16 protein-coding genes are annotated in these 16,438 nt (G+C 48.3%); all 16 read left to right on the top strand.

Features of this window, described 5'->3' with window-relative positions; all coding sequences use genetic code 11:
* Position 1: 1 nt before the first annotated feature.
* The 16 genes from ACSTTG_RS09355 (at position 2) to ACSTTG_RS09280 (ending at position 16,422) form a co-directional block, all read left to right on the top strand.
* Positions 2–346, top strand: a complete 345-nt coding sequence (locus tag ACSTTG_RS09355) for a 3-hydroxyacyl-ACP dehydratase FabZ family protein (protein ID WP_438474597.1) — start codon at positions 2–4, stop codon at positions 344–346.
* Positions 343–1,980 (top strand): glycosyltransferase family 2 protein, encoded by a 1,638-nt coding sequence (locus ACSTTG_RS09350; protein WP_438474596.1) that lies wholly within the window; start codon positions 343–345, stop codon positions 1,978–1,980. The genes ACSTTG_RS09355 and ACSTTG_RS09350 overlap by 4 nt, the downstream gene beginning before the upstream one ends.
* On the top strand, positions 1,973–3,523 hold the full coding sequence (locus ACSTTG_RS09345; RefSeq protein WP_438474595.1) for an HAL/PAL/TAL family ammonia-lyase: 1,551 nt from the start codon (positions 1,973–1,975) through the stop codon (positions 3,521–3,523). Before ACSTTG_RS09350 ends, ACSTTG_RS09345 begins: the two co-directional genes overlap by 8 nt.
* Positions 3,516–3,926 (top strand): acyl-CoA thioesterase, encoded by a 411-nt coding sequence (locus tag ACSTTG_RS09340; protein WP_438474594.1) that lies wholly within the window; start codon positions 3,516–3,518, stop codon positions 3,924–3,926. Before ACSTTG_RS09345 ends, ACSTTG_RS09340 begins: the two co-directional genes overlap by 8 nt.
* Positions 3,914–4,549: an outer membrane lipoprotein carrier protein LolA gene (locus ACSTTG_RS09335; RefSeq protein WP_438474593.1), complete on the top strand. Its 636-nt coding sequence runs from the start codon at positions 3,914–3,916 to the stop codon at positions 4,547–4,549. Before ACSTTG_RS09340 ends, ACSTTG_RS09335 begins: the two co-directional genes overlap by 13 nt.
* Positions 4,549–6,810 (top strand): MMPL family transporter, encoded by a 2,262-nt coding sequence (locus ACSTTG_RS09330; protein WP_438474592.1) that lies wholly within the window; start codon positions 4,549–4,551, stop codon positions 6,808–6,810. The genes ACSTTG_RS09335 and ACSTTG_RS09330 overlap by 1 nt, the downstream gene beginning before the upstream one ends.
* Complete coding sequence (locus tag ACSTTG_RS09325; protein ID WP_438474591.1) at positions 6,803–7,390, top strand: DUF3261 domain-containing protein; 588 nt, start codon at positions 6,803–6,805, stop codon at positions 7,388–7,390. The genes ACSTTG_RS09330 and ACSTTG_RS09325 overlap by 8 nt, the downstream gene beginning before the upstream one ends.
* Positions 7,383–8,561 (top strand): beta-ketoacyl-ACP synthase, encoded by a 1,179-nt coding sequence (locus ACSTTG_RS09320; protein ID WP_438474590.1) that lies wholly within the window; start codon positions 7,383–7,385, stop codon positions 8,559–8,561. Before ACSTTG_RS09325 ends, ACSTTG_RS09320 begins: the two co-directional genes overlap by 8 nt.
* Before the next feature lie 7 nt (positions 8,562–8,568).
* Positions 8,569–9,033: a hotdog family protein gene (locus ACSTTG_RS09315; RefSeq protein WP_438474589.1), complete on the top strand. Its 465-nt coding sequence runs from the start codon at positions 8,569–8,571 to the stop codon at positions 9,031–9,033.
* Positions 9,034–9,053: 20 nt separating this feature from the next.
* Complete coding sequence (gene fabG / locus ACSTTG_RS09310) at positions 9,054–9,782, top strand: 3-oxoacyl-ACP reductase FabG (RefSeq protein ID WP_438474793.1); 729 nt, start codon at positions 9,054–9,056, stop codon at positions 9,780–9,782.
* Entirely contained in the window at positions 9,782–11,008 is a 1,227-nt protein-coding gene (locus ACSTTG_RS09305; protein WP_438474588.1) for a beta-ketoacyl-ACP synthase, read from the top strand. The genes fabG and ACSTTG_RS09305 overlap by 1 nt, the downstream gene beginning before the upstream one ends.
* A 45-nt stretch (positions 11,009–11,053) precedes the next feature.
* The gene (locus ACSTTG_RS09300) at positions 11,054–12,016 is read left to right on the top strand and encodes an esterase/lipase family protein (protein WP_438474587.1); all 963 of its coding nucleotides are present in this window, start codon (positions 11,054–11,056) and stop codon (positions 12,014–12,016) included.
* 15 nt (positions 12,017–12,031) lie between these two features.
* The gene (locus tag ACSTTG_RS09295) at positions 12,032–12,424 is read left to right on the top strand and encodes a hypothetical protein (protein ID WP_438474586.1); all 393 of its coding nucleotides are present in this window, start codon (positions 12,032–12,034) and stop codon (positions 12,422–12,424) included.
* Positions 12,425–12,439: 15 nt separating this feature from the next.
* Positions 12,440–12,874 carry an excinuclease gene (locus ACSTTG_RS09290; RefSeq protein ID WP_438458729.1) on the top strand — a complete coding sequence of 145 codons (435 nt, stop codon included), beginning with the start codon at positions 12,440–12,442 and terminating at the stop codon, positions 12,872–12,874.
* An 80-nt stretch (positions 12,875–12,954) separates the two neighbouring features.
* Positions 12,955–13,422, top strand: a complete 468-nt coding sequence (locus ACSTTG_RS09285) for an Sbal_3080 family lipoprotein (protein WP_438474585.1) — start codon at positions 12,955–12,957, stop codon at positions 13,420–13,422.
* 441 nt (positions 13,423–13,863) lie between these two features.
* Positions 13,864–16,422 (top strand): metallophosphoesterase family protein, encoded by a 2,559-nt coding sequence (locus tag ACSTTG_RS09280; RefSeq protein ID WP_438474584.1) that lies wholly within the window; start codon positions 13,864–13,866, stop codon positions 16,420–16,422.
* Positions 16,423–16,438: the final 16 nt, after the last annotated feature.

The following is a 16,438-nucleotide window of genomic DNA, read 5'->3' as shown; positions in this document are numbered from 1 at the left end:
TATGGATAGACAACTTCCTCAACTAAACGGTGTCGAGCAGCGCGAAAACACGCTGGTGATCACCCTGTTTATCCAGCCAGAACTGGCGTATTTTAAAGGTCATTTTGACCACTTCCCGATCCTGCCAGGTGTGGTTCAACTCGATTGGGCGCTGCATTTTGCTGCGCAGTACTTTGATGAGCAATTTGAGTTTGCGGGTATGGACTTGGTTAAGTATCAACAGCCAATCGTGCCAAGCGCAACGGTAAGCCTTGAGCTGGAGTGGTTGCGTGACAAGCACAAGTTGCAGTTTACCTATTCCGACGACGCTAACACGTACTCTAAAGGGAAGGTAAAGCTGCGATGAACTGCGCCATACTGATCCCTTGCTACAATCATGGCCGAGCCCTAGTTGGCGTAATTGAATCACTACAGGCTGTCTCGCTGCCAATCTTGGTGGTGAATGATGGAAGTAATCAAGAGACGAGTGAGATTATTACCTCGCTTGTTGATAACTATCAAAGTGTCAGCCAACTGCACCTAAGTCAAAATTCTGGTAAGGGTGGGGCGGTAATGGCAGGTTTAAAACATTTGTATCAACAGGGATACAGCCACGCTCTGCAAGTGGATGCCGATGGTCAGCACGATCTTTTAGCCATTCCTAAATTGCTTGCAGCAGCAAAGAAATCGCCTCACAAACTGATCTCAGGTAAGCCTGTTTATGGTGAGTCGGTGCCAAAAGCACGCCTCTATGGTCGTTATGCTACGCATGTTTCGGTTTGGATAGAAACCTTATCACTGCAGATCAAAGACTCGATGATTGGCTTTAGAGTTTATCCACTCGCGCCATGCTGCGAGTTGTTTGCCCGCAAGCAACTGGGCACTCGGATGGATTATGATATTGAGGTCTTGGTGCGTTTGTACTGGCAAGGTGTCGATATTGAGTACATACCGGTCGAGGTTCATTACCCAGAAGATGGCATCAGCCACTTTTCTGGCTTGAAGGATAACTTACGCATTAGTTGGTTGCACACACGGCTAATCACTGGGATGCTGCCGCGGATTCCAAGTCTGCTCAAGCGCAACTGGACACGTCACGTCCACTGGTCCAGTCGCCGAGAAAATGGCACAGTGATTGGAATGAAGCTTCTCCTTTGGGCATACAAATGCTTCGGCCGAGGTTTGTTTAAGGCATTGTTGCACCCAGTGATTGGTTACTACTATCTAACCGACCATAAATCGCGTCGTGCATCCAAGCAATTTCAAACTGCGGTAGCCAACACCAACCAACAGCCGGTCAAGAGCAGTTATCGTCACCTGTATCAGTTTGGCGAAGCGATGTTAGACAAACTCGCTGCTTGGATGGGTGAATACTCTAATGATCACGTGTCCATCAATGACCCTGAGCTATTGCGTGAGGCTGCTTCGCAGGAGCGTGGCTGCCTGATCATCGGCAGTCATTTGGGCAACCTTGAGGCCTGCCGCGCGCTAAGCCAGCACTACACTGGGCTGAAGATGAACGCGATCGTTTTCACTCAGCATGCCGAGAAGTTCAATGCTGTGATGGAGTCGGTCAATAAAGACAGCTCGCTCAACCTTATTCAAGTCACGGAGCTTGGCCCGGATACGGCCATTTTGTTAGAGCAAAAACTGGCCGCTGGCGAGTGGGTGGTGATCGTTGGCGATCGCACCCCGGTTTCAAACAACAAAAGAGTGGTTTGGAGTGACTTTATGGGAGCCCAAGCCCCGTTTCCTCTTGGCCCGTTTATCTTAGCGTCAGTGCTTAAACATCCAACTTATGTGATGTTTGGCTTCTGTGCATCCAACAGTATTGAGGTGCATTTAGAAGCATTGCCGCTAAAACCACTGAGTCGCAAGCAACGCGATCAGGACATTCAAGATAATGTCGATTTGTACGTGTCTCGTCTTGAGCACTACGCGCTTCGTTACCCACTGCAGTGGTTTAACTTTTATGATTTTTGGAAATTAGATAATGAGTAGTTTACAGCCTGTTGTATTTGGACAACAACCAATCACAATTGAAGATATTAATGCGATTGCCGCAGGGAATGCTAAGGCGGTACTGAACAGCGAACCAGCCTACTTAGACTTGATCGAAAATTCTGTTACCTTTCTCGAGCGATTGCTTCGTGAAGATGGCGATATCTATGGCGTGACTACGGGTTATGGTGACAGCTGCACGGTGCAAATCCCTGATCATTTGGTCGAGGCGCTGCCGCTGCAACTGACCCGTTTCCATGGTTGCGGACTGGGCAAATATTTTGACCCACAAGAGTCGCGAGCTATTGTTGCCGCGCGCCTAGCGTCCTTGTCGATTGGCAAATCGGGCGTATCAGGGGAGCTATTACATGGCCTGACCCACTTGCTTGAGCACAACATCATGCCTCAAATTCCTGAGGAGGGCTCGGTAGGTGCTTCAGGTGATTTGACCCCGCTATCTTACGTCGCTGCGGCGCTGATCGGCGAGCGTGAAGTTACTTATAATGGGCAAGTCATGCCGGCAAAACAGGCGTTGCAACTGACCGGAATGACGCCAATTACCCTTCGCCCTAAAGAGGGGCTGGCGCTGATGAATGGCACTGCCGTTATGACCGCTATTGCTTGCCTGAATTGGCAGCGTGCCAGCTATTTGGCCGAAATGGCAACGCGCATTACATCAATGACCACCTTGGCGATGCAGGGCAACGCCTTCCACTATGATGAGCGTTTGCATGCGGTGAAGCCGCACCCAGGCCAGGTGCTGTGTGCACGTCGACTCAGAGAAGACCTTGCCGCAGAGCGCCCACCGCGTAACTCAGATCGCCTGCAAGACCGTTACTCACTGCGCTGTGCACCTCATGTTATTGGCGTGCTAGAAGACACTCTAACTTGGACTCGTCAGTTGATTGAGACAGAGCTGAACTCAGCTAACGACAATCCAATTATCGATGGTGAAAACGAAACGGTTCTGCATGGTGGGCATTTTTATGGTGGTCATATTGCCATGGCAATGGACAGCCTAAAAACCGCGGTAGCGAACGTGGCAGACCTTCTGGATCGCCAATTAGCCCAGCTGTGTGACTACAAATTTAACAATGGCTTACCTTATAACCTGACCGGTGCCGGTGAAGATATTCTACCAATCAGTCACGGCTTTAAAGCGGTACAAATCGGCGTGTCATCATGGACCGCTGAGGCACTAAAGAACACTATGCCAGCTTCAGTGTTCTCTCGCTCCACTGAGAGCCACAATCAAGACAAAGTGAGCATGGGTACGATTGCTTCGCGTGATTGTCGCCGCATCATCGAGCTGACCGAGCAAGTGACGGCTGCGTGTCTGTTTGCCTCGGTGCAGGGTGTTGAGTTGCGACTAAACGCCAACCAGCTTGAGAGTGCCTCTTTGAGTGCCGCGATTAGTACCACTATCCAAGAGGTGCGTGAGATCTCGCCATTCCTGGAAGGCGACCGCCCGTTAGAGGCCGAGCTGCGTCAATGTGTTGCTATGCTAGGTCAGCGTCAGTTTACAGGTTACGCTTATGATTAATGCTAACGCTTTTGTGACCGTTGCCTTTCAAGATTGCGATCCCATGCAGGTTGTGTGGCATGGGAATTATTATCGCTATTTAGAAGAGGCGCGCCGCGCCTTGTTGGATAAGATTGGTTTTCCTTATCAAGAAATGGCGCGTCAGGGTCTTGCCTTTCCAATTGTCGATACCCGGATGAAATTTGTCTCGCCAGCCCAGCACGCGCATAAGCTTGAGGTTAAAGTGACCTTGAATGAGTGGGAAAATCGTCTGCGGATGGATTTTGTGGTGTTTAATCATACGACTGAAAAGGTGTGTGTGAAGGCTCATACGATCCAATGTGCGGTTGACTTGGAAACTCAGGAGATGCTATTTGCCTCTCCGCAATGTTTGTTAGACAAGGTGGCGGCGTGTTGCGAATAAAGGCGATATTCACCTTGATGATAGCGTGCATACTGAGCATCGGCGCGATAGCGGGTGAACATAAGGGTACGCCAACGTCACTTGCCGAGGTGGTTGACTTACTCAGCCACCATCGCACTCAAGCAGGAGAGTTTAGTCAAGCTAAGACCATTTCCGGCCTTAGCCAAGCACTCAACTCCTCTGGCCTTTACTTTATTGATGCGGACCTGGGTATCGTCTGGTCACAAGTAAGGCCATTTGAGGACTTGTTGGTGGTGAAAGATGAGCGGTTGTTTAGCCGTCAGGGTGATAAGCTAGTTGCGCAAGACGTGCCTGCTAATGTGGTCGCGCTGCTCACTGATATTTTTGCAGGCCTGATGAGCGGCAATATTGGCAATCTCGAGCGCCAATTTAGGCTGGAATTCTCTAAGGGCCAGTCTGAAAATGAATGGATGGTCTCACTTAAGCCATTATCTGCCCCGCTAGATCAGGTGTTTGAACTGATAACGCTCTCTGGTCAAGGTGGACAACTGAGTCAGGTGGAGCTTGCCGAGTTGTCGGGTGATCATACCGCTATCAGCTTGACACCGCTTGCTGATGCTCAAACCTCAAGCATTGATCACTGGCTCAGAGGACAGGATTGATGCGCGATACCATGCTGCGACGAACATGGTTATTGATCTTGCTGGTTGCCATTGGGTTTGCCGGCAGCAAATTAGCTGGTGGGCAGAGCGTGCAGACCAGTTTATTTGCGATGTTTCCGTCTCAGACACAAACTCCAGCTTTAGATATTGCCCTGGAACATGCCTCAGCCGTGTTTGAGCATGACCTTATCGTCATGTTAGACGGTAAAAACGCGCAAGATACACTTAACGCTGCCAATCAACTGGCCAACGACCTGGAACAAATTGACGGCATTCACCTAATCAGTTCAAAGCAAAGGTCGGAGTTCATTAAGCACCTATTCGATTATCGTCAACAATTGATGACTGAACAGGATAGGGCGACGATTGCCGATGGTGCTAGTGCCAATTTGACTCAAGCAACACTGCGCCGATTGTATTCTCCGGCAGGTCTTAATGGTCAGAGCTTTATTCATGATCCATGGCAGACGTTTGAGCGCTACCTGCTGGCGCAAATTGATCACAGCGAATTTAGCTATCAAGACGGCTTTCTTATTGCGCATCAAGAAGATCGTACGCAAATCTTACTGCAGCTGCACCTAAAACCGAGCGCGTTTAGCAGTGATGCGATTGAGGGAATTAATCAGCTCAACAGCTTGCTTGGTGGCTTAGAGCAGCTTCCTGAGCTTAATGTTTATCGTACTGGAGCCGGTTTTTATTCTGCGAGTGCCATGGATCTAGCCAAGACCGAGATCTCAGTGATTGGGGGAGGGGCACTCTTGCTAGTGATCGCAGTGGTTATATGGTTGTTTGCCCACCCTAAACCACTGGCAATGACGCTATTATCTCTCAGCAGTGGAGTCGTGTGCGGGTTAGCTATGACACTGCTTTGTTTTGGTGAGGTGCACGTATTAGCACTGGTCATGGGCAGTAGCTTAATCGGCTTGTCTTTTGATTACTCCTTTCACTACTTGAGCTACCTTGCCTGTCAGTCGCACCAGCAATCCAATCAGAGCCTGGTACGTCACCTGCGTCCGGCACTGATGCTGGGTATGCTGAGCTCAATCGTCGCTTATAGCTGTCTATTTTGGGCCAAACTACCAGTGCTGAATCAAATGGCGCTGTTTTCTGTGTTTGGTCTTGTCGGTGCGCTTGCATCCGTACTGCTGCTTTATCCTCAAATTAAGAGTTTTCCAGCCTCGCTGCGCACTCAGAGGGTTGCAACAACGCTCAGCCAGTCGGTTAGTCGTTGGGTTGGCTCAAAAGGGCTGCTAATTCTGGTCGGCGTTTATTTGCTTATCGCGATCCGCGCCCTGATGGTTGGTCACGCGAATGATGATGTCCGATTGTTGCAGTCACCTGATGCGCAGTTAGTTTTCGAAGAGAAGCTGATTAAACAGCGGCTTAACTCGCAGGGAGGCTCTGATTGGGTGATCACCCTAGGCGATTCTGCTGAGCGCGTGGCGCTGCAGGAAGAAGCATTGACGGAGAAGCTTGAGTTATGGATAGCACAGGACAAGTTGACCAGTTACATGGCGGCAACCCAATGGGTTCCTTCAGTAGAGCGTCAAAAGCATAACTGGCAAGCCTATCAAGCCCTGCTTGATCAGCAAGGAGGTAGCCTAGTTGAAGCGGTGGGAATGACTTCTGCGCCAGCCAGCAACGAATTTAAGCCGTTACTGAGTATTGAAAGTGAAAGCGACTTAGGCCTGCCTAAACTGGCAGGACAGTTAGATGATGGCCGATATTTCTCGTTGTTGCTGCTCAGCGGCCTGAAGGCACAATTTGACCCTCAACTATTATCGCCCAATCAGCACTACATCAATTACGTGAATGATATTGGTGCGCTGCTGGGTGATTATCGCCAGCGTGTCGCGAAGTTGCTCTTTTGGGCGGTTGCGGCGGTCGTGTCGGTTATGGCGATATACTTTGGACCACGCCGCTGCTTGCGTTTGATGGTGTCACCGGTCCTAGCCTTAGTTATAGCGGCTGCGCTGCCCGCAGCACTGGGGATGCCGCTCACACTGTTTCACGTACTGGGCTTGTTTTTGATATTCGGTATCGGTATTGATTACAGCGTTTTCTTGATGTGTCATGGTCGTTCGCCACATACCATCCTAGCGGTGTTTGTCGCAGGGATCAGCTCATTGCTGTCGTTTGGCTTGATGTCTCTCTCATCGAACTATGCCATTGCAAGCTTTGGTATAACAGTTGGGTTAGGGGTGTTGTCCAGTTGGTTGATTGCACCATTGGTGTTGCTAAGAGGAAAGGGGAATGACTAAACCATCGCTCGTCGCTTGGGTACTGGCAAGCATTGCGCTGCTGCTTTCGGGGTGCTCAAGCTTACACGTTGAGCCCGAGGGCAGTAGTGACAGCAGTGTGCTATTGAGCCCAGCGACATTTAATGGCCAGTTGTATGCGCAGCAATTGATGAGTGTTGATTATGACAATCAGCAACACCGGTTGCGAATGATCCTCGAAATCAACCCTGATAAGGTGACGCTAGTTGGATTGAGTGGCTTTTCTGTGCCGGTGTTTAATATTGCTTGGGACGGCTTGGCGCTGTCGAGTCGCTCAAACTTACCAGCAGATGCAGAAGTGTTGAGTGCACAAAGAGTTATCGAAGATGTGATGTTGGCGCTTTGGCCAACATCGGCTCTTGACCCGCTATTAACCTCCAAGGGTTGGTCATTGGAGCTGGACGGCGTACAGCGACGCTTTGTCGATATTAATCACCAACCCGTGATGAGTATTGACTATTCAGATCATCAGCAGATCAAAGGGGTAATTGACGTCTATTACCATGATATTGGCGTTGGTTACCAGTTAGAAACATTGCAGTGGGATGCAACATATGAGTGAAAACATATACATTGAAGACATCGCCGTAAGTTGCACATTGGGTAAAACCGGCAGTGAGATCTTGACCAATCTCCGTCAGGGTCGAGCGCCAGGGTTACAGCCTTGGCCAACAACGCTATACTCTGGTCGCGCCGCGTATGTCGGCCGCCTGACCCATCAACTTGACGATATCATTCTTAAAGATGCGCCAGACAATCGCAATAACCGTCTGGCTCAGTTTTTGTGCCAAGAGTTAGAGCATAGTGTGGCTGGGCTGCACACGCGTTATTCTGCGCCGCGGATCGGTGTAGTGATAGGCTCGAGCACATCGGGCATTGAGGTAACCGAAAAACAAATAGCGCACAAGGTCGCGCATGGGCAGTTGCCTGAGGACTACAGTTATTGCCATCAAGAGATGGGCGATGTCGCTCATATGGTGGCTAAGTTCACGGGGGCAAAAGGGCCAGCCTACACCGTATCAACCGCATGTACATCCTCATCTCGCGCATTAATTAGTGCGGCAAAATTGATTCGTGCTGGTATTTGTGATGCTGTGATTTGTGGTGGTGTCGATACTTTATGCCAGCTGACAGTGAATGGCTTTGACTCTCTTGAGCAGGTCTCCGATCAGCCTTGTCGACCTTTTGACCCGATGCGTAAGGGGATTAATGTCGCTGAGGGTGGGGCTTTGATGATTGTGACTAAAGAGCCTAGTGATATCTGCTTGGCAGGCTTTGGCGAGTCATCGGATGCTCATCACTTATCCAGCCCAATGCCTTGTGGCAGCGGGGCACGTCAAGCGATGCAAATGGCGCTTGAGAGTGCTGGACTTGAGGCAGAACAAGTGGACTATATTAACGCCCACGGTACGTCAACCGAGCAGAATGACGCAATGGAAAGCCGTGCTATCGCCGATCTCTTTGGCTCATCGGTTGCCGTGAGCTCGACCAAAGCGCTGACCGGACACTGTCTAGGCGCTGCTGGTGCGGTAGAGGCGGCGCTGAGCTGTTTGGTGCTTCGCGATAGTGAGCAGCCATTGCCACGTCAGTGGCCCGCTGAGCGCACCACGGACGAACAGATTGCGGCGATCAACTTAGTCCTAGAGCCAGTGAAAACGGAGGTCAGGGTCGTGATGTCGAACTCTTTTGCTTTTGGTGGCAATAATGCCGCCGTGATTATGACCAAGAATTAATAAGATAATGAAACAGAATACCTACCCTTCGATTGAACATCTGCTTCCCCATAATCGCCCAATGATCTTGATCGATCGGGTTATCGAGCACGCAAGCAACATGATCGTGTGCGAGGTAGCGATTGATACAGACAGCTTTTTATTTGAAGCCGAGATCAATGGCGTTCCAGCGCAAGTTGGCATCGAATATATGGCGCAGACGGTTGCGGCTTTAGGGGGGATCGAGGCCAGCGAAGCTGGAGATAAGCCACCGATTGGATTTTTGCTTGGCGCCCGTCGTTATAAACATACCGGCGGCGGCTTTCAAAATGGTCATTGCTATCAGGTTCACGCCAACGAGCTGATGCGCGACGACAATATGGCGGTCTATCAGTGCCAAATTTTTGATGAGGAGCAACAGTTGGTCGCTTCTGGTCAAGTGAATACCGTCATTGCCTCAAGTGATATGCTCACAGCAATAACAAATGATTAAATAACACTAGGTCGAGACTAATAATGAAAAATGTACTAGTAACAGGCGCAAGTAAAGGTATAGGTCGTGCGATCGCCGTACGCCTTGCCGAAGACGGCTACATGGTGACCATACACTATGGTGGTGACGAACAAGGGGCACAAGAGACGGCACGCCAGATTGAACAGGCAGGTGGTCAGTGCCGAATTGTTCAATTTGATATTCGCGACCAAGCTCAGTGTAAGGCAGTAATTGAAGAGCAAATTGAGCAATTCGGTGGCTATTATGGCGTGGTGAACAATGCGGGTATGACGAGTGATAACTCGTTCCCATCGATGACCAGTGATGAATGGCAAGGCGTAGTACACACCAATCTTGATGCGTTTTATAACGTTATCCACCCTTTAATTATGCCTATGATTGCTCTAAAACAAGGGCGCGTCATCACGCTGTCTTCTCTTAGTGGTCAAATTGGTAACCGAGGGCAGGTCAACTATTCTGCCGCAAAAGCTGGTATCATCGGCGCAACTAAAGCGCTCGCGCTTGAGTTGAGCAATAAGCGTCGCCAAATAACGGTGAACTGCATCGCGCCAGGACTTATCGATACGGGGATGATTGAACCTCATGTCGTGGATCGTGTGATGCCACAAATCCCTGTTCAACGTATGGGTAAGCCGGAAGAAGTTGCTGAATTAGCAGCGTTTCTTATGTCAGATAAAGCCAGTTATATTAACCGTCAGGTGATTGGCATTAATGGAGGTCTATATTAATGACAAACAGAGTTGTTGTAACGGGTATGGCAGGTGTCACCTCGTTAGGAGAAAGTTTAGATAGCGTGTGGGAAAAGCTTCGCCAATATAAAAATGGCGTCGTGACCATGGATGAGTGGGACAAGTACGATGGCTTACAAACCCGTCTAGCCGCTCCGATCCAAAGCTTTGAGCTACCTAAGCACTATACCCGTAAGCGTATCCGCTCAATGGGACGCGTGTCGCTACTCTCAACACGCGCTTCAGAATATGCGTTGGAGAACGCGGGCCTACTCGGTGAAGATGTTCTAACTGACGGCTCGACGGGGATTGCATACGGCTCATCAACGGGCAGTACCGGGCCAGTCTCCGCTTTTGCTACCATGTTGCTTGACCACAGTACGCGCAATATCAACGCTAACACCTACGTGGCAATGATGTCGCACACCACTGCTGTCAATACCGGATTGTTTTTTGGCTTGCGCGGCCGCGTGATCCCGACCTCTTCGGCGTGTACCTCAGGCTCGCAAGCGATTGGTTACTCATACGAGGCAATCAAATACGGCATGCAAAAAGCCATGGTCGCGGGCGGGGCTGAGGAGCTGTGTCCGACAGAAGCCGCCGTGTTTGATACCCTATTTGCGACCAGTCAGTACAATACGCAGCCACATTTAAGCCCAAGACCGTATGACAGTGACCGTGATGGGCTAGTTATTGGTGAGGGGGCAGGGACACTGATCCTTGAGGAGTATGAGCACGCGAAAGCACGAGGCGCTAAACCTATCGCAGAGCTGGTGGGTTTTGCCACTAACTGTGATGCTGCCCACGTTACTCAGCCAAGAGCGGAAACGATGCAACTGTGTATGGAAATGGCATTGAAAGATGCTAATTTGCAGCCCGAGCAGATAGGTTACGTTAACGGTCACGGAACAGCGACTGAGCTGGGTGACATTGCCGAAACCCAAGCGACATATAATGTTTTTGGTAATCGAATGCCGATTTCAAGCCTTAAGAGCTATTTCGGTCACACTCTGGGCGCATGCGGTGGCATTGAGGCTTGGTTGACCATTAATATGATGAATCAGGAATGGTTTGCCCCAACGCTCAATCTGGAAAATATTGATAGTCGCTGTGGTGACCTCGATTATATTCATACTGAGGGTAGAGCCTTGTCATGTGAATATGTTATGACAAATAACTTTGCGTTCGGTGGGATTAATACCTCGATGATCTTTAAAAGGCTATAACAATACTCATTGCTCACCGATGAGCAATAACCAGGGAAGGTAAGTATGTTTGCGAAGGCCGGTTGGGTAGGGCGTCTCATAGTGGCGCTGTGTTGGGTACTCTTGGCGAGCAACAGTGCAGTCGCTAAACAAGGGTTAGTCGACGTCGAAACACTGTTTCCCGACAAACAGGTAAAGCGGTGTGATAATACCTCGCAACCGCTGTTATTAAGGCAAGATGAACCGCTGGTTTTGGTGGTTCATGGCTGTCGCTCTTCCGCTGGCCAATTTAAAGCGCTCGCGCAAGTTTACGAGCATCTTGGTGAGCAAACCGCGTGTTTTGAATATGACGATCGGCGCAGTCTGGAGAAGGTCTCAGGCGAGTTGATCGATGCGATGAACACCTTAAGTCCAATCGTCGGAGACGAGCGGATGGTTGTGCTCGGTCATAGCCAAGGTGGTTTGATTACCCGTCGAGCTCATGCCGACAATCGCCAAGATTCGAAGACACTCACACATGACAACATTGATATTGCCACGATATCAGCGCCTTTTAATGGCATTGAGGCCTCTTCCCACTGTGGCATAGGTTGGTTACGTATCGCTACCTTGGGTATTGTGGATGCAATCTGCTATGTGGTTGCGGGCCCAAAATACTTAGAGATCCCACCTCAATCAAGCTTTATTGAACAGCCAGGCCCTTTGGCGAATCAAGTGCGCTCCCATTTAGTCATCAAAACCGACGAAACCGATACCTGTCGGTCGTATTCTTCCACTGGGCAATGCGACCAAGATGACTATGTGTTTTCTTTGGCTGAGCAAACTCAATATAAAGTTGAGAACTCGTTATTAAGTGAGACGGTGGTGATTGATGCAGGACACGTTGAGATCGTCGGCGGTGAAACCACCACGCCGTGGAAGTTGATTTCTTTGTTGCAGCAGCACGATTTAATGACGCTACCTGCTGATAAAGACAAGGTGGAATTTATTCAAGTCGTGAATCGAATATTTCAATTCAATATTTACTAATGTCAGGAGGACAATATGAAACTTATCAATGTGATTAAAATCGCACTCATTTCTCTACTGTGTTTTGCGCCATTAGCACAGGCAGCTAAAGTTATTCCAGTAGAGGGCCAACCTATGTATTCAGAGCTTAGTTTTGATGATGCTCGTGTAATTTTTGCTCAGGCGGCCTCAAGACGCGGTTGGAGTGTGAAAGACGGTGAGGAGGCAAACAGTCTGATTGCTGACCTTCACGTTCGTAGCCATTATGTTGCCGTTAACATTACTATTCATAAAGATAGCTATGATATTAACTATCACGATAGCGAAAATATGAAGTACAAACCGAACGGCACTATCCATAAAAAATACAATGCTTGGGTTAGAAACCTAAACAGTGATATCCAAAAGCAGCTTCGCGCTGCACGATGATAATAAGGGAAAGTTATGTATAAAAAACTATTAAGCGCAGTGGTTTTAGCAGGCGTGTGTTCAACGTCGGCCTTTGCTCGTGACGACGTTAGTGATTTTGATATTGCCGAAGTACTCGCAAGTGCTGATGGTCAATCTGTTCTGGGTAGCGACATTCAGTTCTACTTTGGTGATCAAAAGCACCCGAGCATTGTCAGCAACCTTGGTGAGTACAAAACCAACAAGAAGACCAACGCCGTCAATAAATCGGACAAAGAGGCGTGCTCTTGGGTGTTTTTGTCAGCAATGAAGACCCTTAAGGATCGCGCTGTCAAAGAGGGAGGCAATGCGATTGTGGAGATCAAGTCAAACTACAAAAACAATCTGACCTCTAGCGAAACAACTTTTCAGTGTGGCGCTGGAACCTTTGTCGCTGGTGTAGCGTTAACGGGTAAAGTCGTAAAACTGTAATACGCGCAGTGTAAAATCTCGCCGCCTTGTGGATAGCGATCTACAAGGCGGTTTTTTTATCTGTTGTAAAAGAGAAATGTATGTACAAAAAAGTTATCGCCGCGTCTGTTGCCTTGCTGCTGACCGGTTGTGCAGCACCCAAATACCAAGGGAGCGCTATTGACCACGAAAACCCAAATAATCAAGTGACCATCATTAAAGATGAAGCGACCCGAGACATTTTTCTGACTACAATGCTCGATTGGTGTGATGCCAATCAGTACACGTGTAAGGTTTCTCATGAGGGAACCGAGCAAGACGAAGATGAGTTAACGCTGGATTACATTGCTAAGTGGAGCTGGGATATTGCCACTTTCATTGGCGAAGCTAGGATCTCTGCGTTTTACGAAGGGGAGCGTGTGGGCAATGTTACGTTTAGTGCACCCAACAACGCCAACTTAAACAAGTTCGGTGATGATGAGGCGCGTATCAGCGCGATGATGGACGTTTTATTCGGCCTATCGAGCAGCGAGCAAGCGACTCAGCGTATCGAAGATGGTGATTTTTAATCACCAAATAGCTCGGGCTCAGTTAATTCTTACTGGGCCTGCAAATTCCTCAATCTCTACCAGATAGAAATAATAGTTTAATCAATTCTTAATCTTGTCTTTTTTTCCGATTTCTCTGGTCGTTTGGTTACAAGTGGTTTTCATTGCAGCAACGTTGAATAGTAAAAAAACAATTATGTTAATTACTTTTTAATTTTGCTTATCGCACGTGGTTTAAGGTGTGTAAGCGAATTTCTCTACAGTAAATTGATCATTTACGTTATAAATTATAGTGTTATCAATAATAGTGTGAACATCTGATTATTGGGTGTGTTGCAATATTTTGTTATGTAAATGTCATAATTTGGCACCATTATCTCCTCGTTCAAATCGAAGACTTACGGTTTGATGCTTTCGATAAGTTTGAGAGTCGAAAGCTAATTCAATTAACTGGAGATAATAATGAGAGTTGCAGTAACTCTACTTACCGCCGCTATTTTGACGGCTTGTAATAGTTCTAATGATACCGACAAACCTACTGATCCACCTATTGATCCGCCATTGCCACCATCACTAACCGGTTATGCAGTTGATGACTTTGTATTAGGGGCCAAGGTTACCGCTATTAGCTTAGATAGCGATCATGTCGTTGAGGTAACCACCAGCAATTTTGGTCGATTTGCTTTTCCTGGTGGTGATAAAAGCCTAAAAGAAGATGAAACCTACCTGATTGAGGTCGAAGGTGGACGACTTAACCGCGCAGGTCTGGAAAGTGATAAGTCATTTGAAACGAGCTTTGAGGGTCACAAGCTATCTGCGCTGGTTGTGGCAGGTGAACTTGAGGAGTTAATCATTAACCCACTAACAACCGGTATCAGTCAGTATGTGGTTGAAAACCAGTTAGGTTACGCGGACTATCAGCAACTTTTATCTCTATTACCAAGTGATGTGCAGAGGTTGAATACCTTAGGTGAGACGGGTTTTAATGACCTGAATGAACTTGCCTATGCGATGTCATACTTCACCAACGCAACTTCAACAACAGGTTACAAGCTTGATGGGCTGGCAAATATCCTAGAGTCGCTTGCAGACAATGGCATTCTTGACGAGGATGACGTTGTGACGCCTGCACTCGCTGAGGAGTATATGGCTCGTGCGCTTTTCCATGCAGAATCCCGTAACAAACACATTAACAGCGCTGGTCAATATACAGCTGAATTTAACAGTGATGAGAGTGCCCTTCGAATCGGTATCGTACCAGATACGCAAGGGGACAACTTCAATAACTCGTGGTTGCTACAAGACGGGATCATGAACTTCTATGCGGAGCAGGATGTCGATCTTGTACTTGCAGTAGGTGATATTACCAACATGAATACTCAATATGAGTATGATCATTGGCTGCGTGTGATGGATAAATATCTTGAAGATAGTGAGATGAAGATCCTGCCTGTTCGTGGTAACCATGAAATTTTCCCAGATGGTCTCGACCCTTCGATGGGGGCGAATATTTTTAGGCGTAATGTCAATCATATGACCGAACACGCCGAGCAGATGCCGAACTACGAAGGACTGACTTACGCGAGTGTAACGGATAACGTATTAGTTATTATGATGGACGCGTATATCCACGATAATGCAAGTGAGATTGGCCGGAACTCTTGGGTAACCACCTTCCCGTGGATTAAAGAGATGGTCGAGAAATACCGTGATCAGGTAGACCATATTTTCCTAGCGACCCACGATCCTATGTTCGGTCGCCGCAGAAATGGTCGTTGGACATCTATCGACTCTTGGGGCTCTATTCTTGACCGACCAACCGAGCAGGGCATTGCCTTACGTCAGGAAGTCATGGAGTACTTTGCCGACAACAATATCACTTACGTGTCTGGTCATGACCATCAATATGCCCGTTCAGTGATCTTGGCGGATGAAGATCGAAATGTTGATGTAGAGCTACAAAAACAGGTGCCGGTCAATTACTTCGATCACATGATCTCAGGCAATGCGTCGTTCAAAGAGTACAGCACGCGTTATTTTGCCGGCGCGCACAGTGATACGGAAAGCTATCACGAGCGAATTGTTGGTCGACATACTATGTCTTCTCTTGAAACTGTCGGCCTTAACGCTTCTATTTTCAACATCCAAGGTAATCTCATCGACTACACCGCTTATGTGGCGCCACACAAATATAAACAGAGTCATCAGGATGAGTATGAGGCGAATGAAAACTGGGATGCGTTTGATTATGAGGGTATTCCATGGCTTGAAATTGACCGTTTCAGTAAGGTGAAGGGCGCACACAGTTTTATCTTGGATAGTGAAAGCAATAATCAAGCTGAGACGGGATTGATCCACTTAGCGTCGCATGCTGACGACGATTACGTTGGCACCCAGGCTCAGTTGTTGAACTATATCAACTATACCTTCAACACCTACAACGCCAGTGGAGACACAGGTGGTTCTTATGGTGGTGAGGCTCGTGAACAGAACCAAGATACCCTGTTGACCTTCTCATTCCTCTCTGATGCCAATGGCAGTGAGACGATCACGGATGTCCTTCTAGTGAGTGGTACGCAGCAGCAAGATGGTGCGCACCTAAACCACGGTGGTGTTTTGCAGGCAACCAACGACGAACGTTTTCATGAGAATCGTATCGACTATGGTGAGGAAATTGATGGCTTTATCGGCGACAACTTTGGTGACCTATACGCTCTGGGCTTTGTGGTACCAAAAGGGGTAAGTCTCGATTCGGTTGAGCCAGCTCGCTTTGATCAAGAGTTGGGGCAGTGGGTATCAATGGCCCATCCTGATGGTGCGCTTGAAACAGATACACCGTTCCAAGACAGCTATCTTCAAGCTGGTGGTGAGTTGCCGGATGAGGTATCGAACTTGATAGATACAGACCGTCACTTGATTCACGGTATTGACTCACAGCAAAGACTGGTTTGGTTCTTGTCTAACCAAGACGGTCATTATGCACTAGTCAATAAAGGGTCAGCGTTGTCCGCTTCACGATAATCTATCGTTTGAAAAG

It is taken from the genome of Vibrio glycogenivorans (genome assembly GCF_051660965.1).
Taxonomy (GTDB): domain Bacteria; phylum Pseudomonadota; class Gammaproteobacteria; order Enterobacterales; family Vibrionaceae; genus Vibrio.
Note: the sequence above shows the minus strand (reverse complement) of the source record. Positions and strands in the feature narration are given on the sequence as shown.

What these genes read in the sequence shown, in the direction of transcription:
- ACSTTG_RS09355 (WP_438474597.1), top strand. Translation starts at nt 2, where the DNA reads ATGGATAGACAACTTCCTCAACTAAACGGTGTCGAGCAGCGCGAAAAC.
- ACSTTG_RS09350 (WP_438474596.1), top strand. Translation starts at nt 343, where the DNA reads ATGAACTGCGCCATACTGATCCCTTGCTACAATCATGGCCGAGCCCTA.
- ACSTTG_RS09345 (WP_438474595.1), top strand. Translation starts at nt 1,973, where the DNA reads ATGAGTAGTTTACAGCCTGTTGTATTTGGACAACAACCAATCACAATT.
- ACSTTG_RS09340 (WP_438474594.1), top strand. Translation starts at nt 3,516, where the DNA reads ATGATTAATGCTAACGCTTTTGTGACCGTTGCCTTTCAAGATTGCGAT.
- ACSTTG_RS09330 (WP_438474592.1), top strand. Translation starts at nt 4,549, where the DNA reads ATGCGCGATACCATGCTGCGACGAACATGGTTATTGATCTTGCTGGTT.
- ACSTTG_RS09325 (WP_438474591.1), top strand. Translation starts at nt 6,803, where the DNA reads ATGACTAAACCATCGCTCGTCGCTTGGGTACTGGCAAGCATTGCGCTG.
- ACSTTG_RS09320 (WP_438474590.1), top strand. Translation starts at nt 7,383, where the DNA reads ATGAGTGAAAACATATACATTGAAGACATCGCCGTAAGTTGCACATTG.
- ACSTTG_RS09315 (WP_438474589.1), top strand. Translation starts at nt 8,569, where the DNA reads ATGAAACAGAATACCTACCCTTCGATTGAACATCTGCTTCCCCATAAT.
- ACSTTG_RS09305 (WP_438474588.1), top strand. Translation starts at nt 9,782, where the DNA reads ATGACAAACAGAGTTGTTGTAACGGGTATGGCAGGTGTCACCTCGTTA.
- ACSTTG_RS09300 (WP_438474587.1), top strand. Translation starts at nt 11,054, where the DNA reads ATGTTTGCGAAGGCCGGTTGGGTAGGGCGTCTCATAGTGGCGCTGTGT.
- ACSTTG_RS09295 (WP_438474586.1), top strand. Translation starts at nt 12,032, where the DNA reads ATGAAACTTATCAATGTGATTAAAATCGCACTCATTTCTCTACTGTGT.
- ACSTTG_RS09290 (WP_438458729.1), top strand. Translation starts at nt 12,440, where the DNA reads ATGTATAAAAAACTATTAAGCGCAGTGGTTTTAGCAGGCGTGTGTTCA.
- ACSTTG_RS09285 (WP_438474585.1), top strand. Translation starts at nt 12,955, where the DNA reads ATGTACAAAAAAGTTATCGCCGCGTCTGTTGCCTTGCTGCTGACCGGT.
- ACSTTG_RS09280 (WP_438474584.1), top strand. Translation starts at nt 13,864, where the DNA reads ATGAGAGTTGCAGTAACTCTACTTACCGCCGCTATTTTGACGGCTTGT.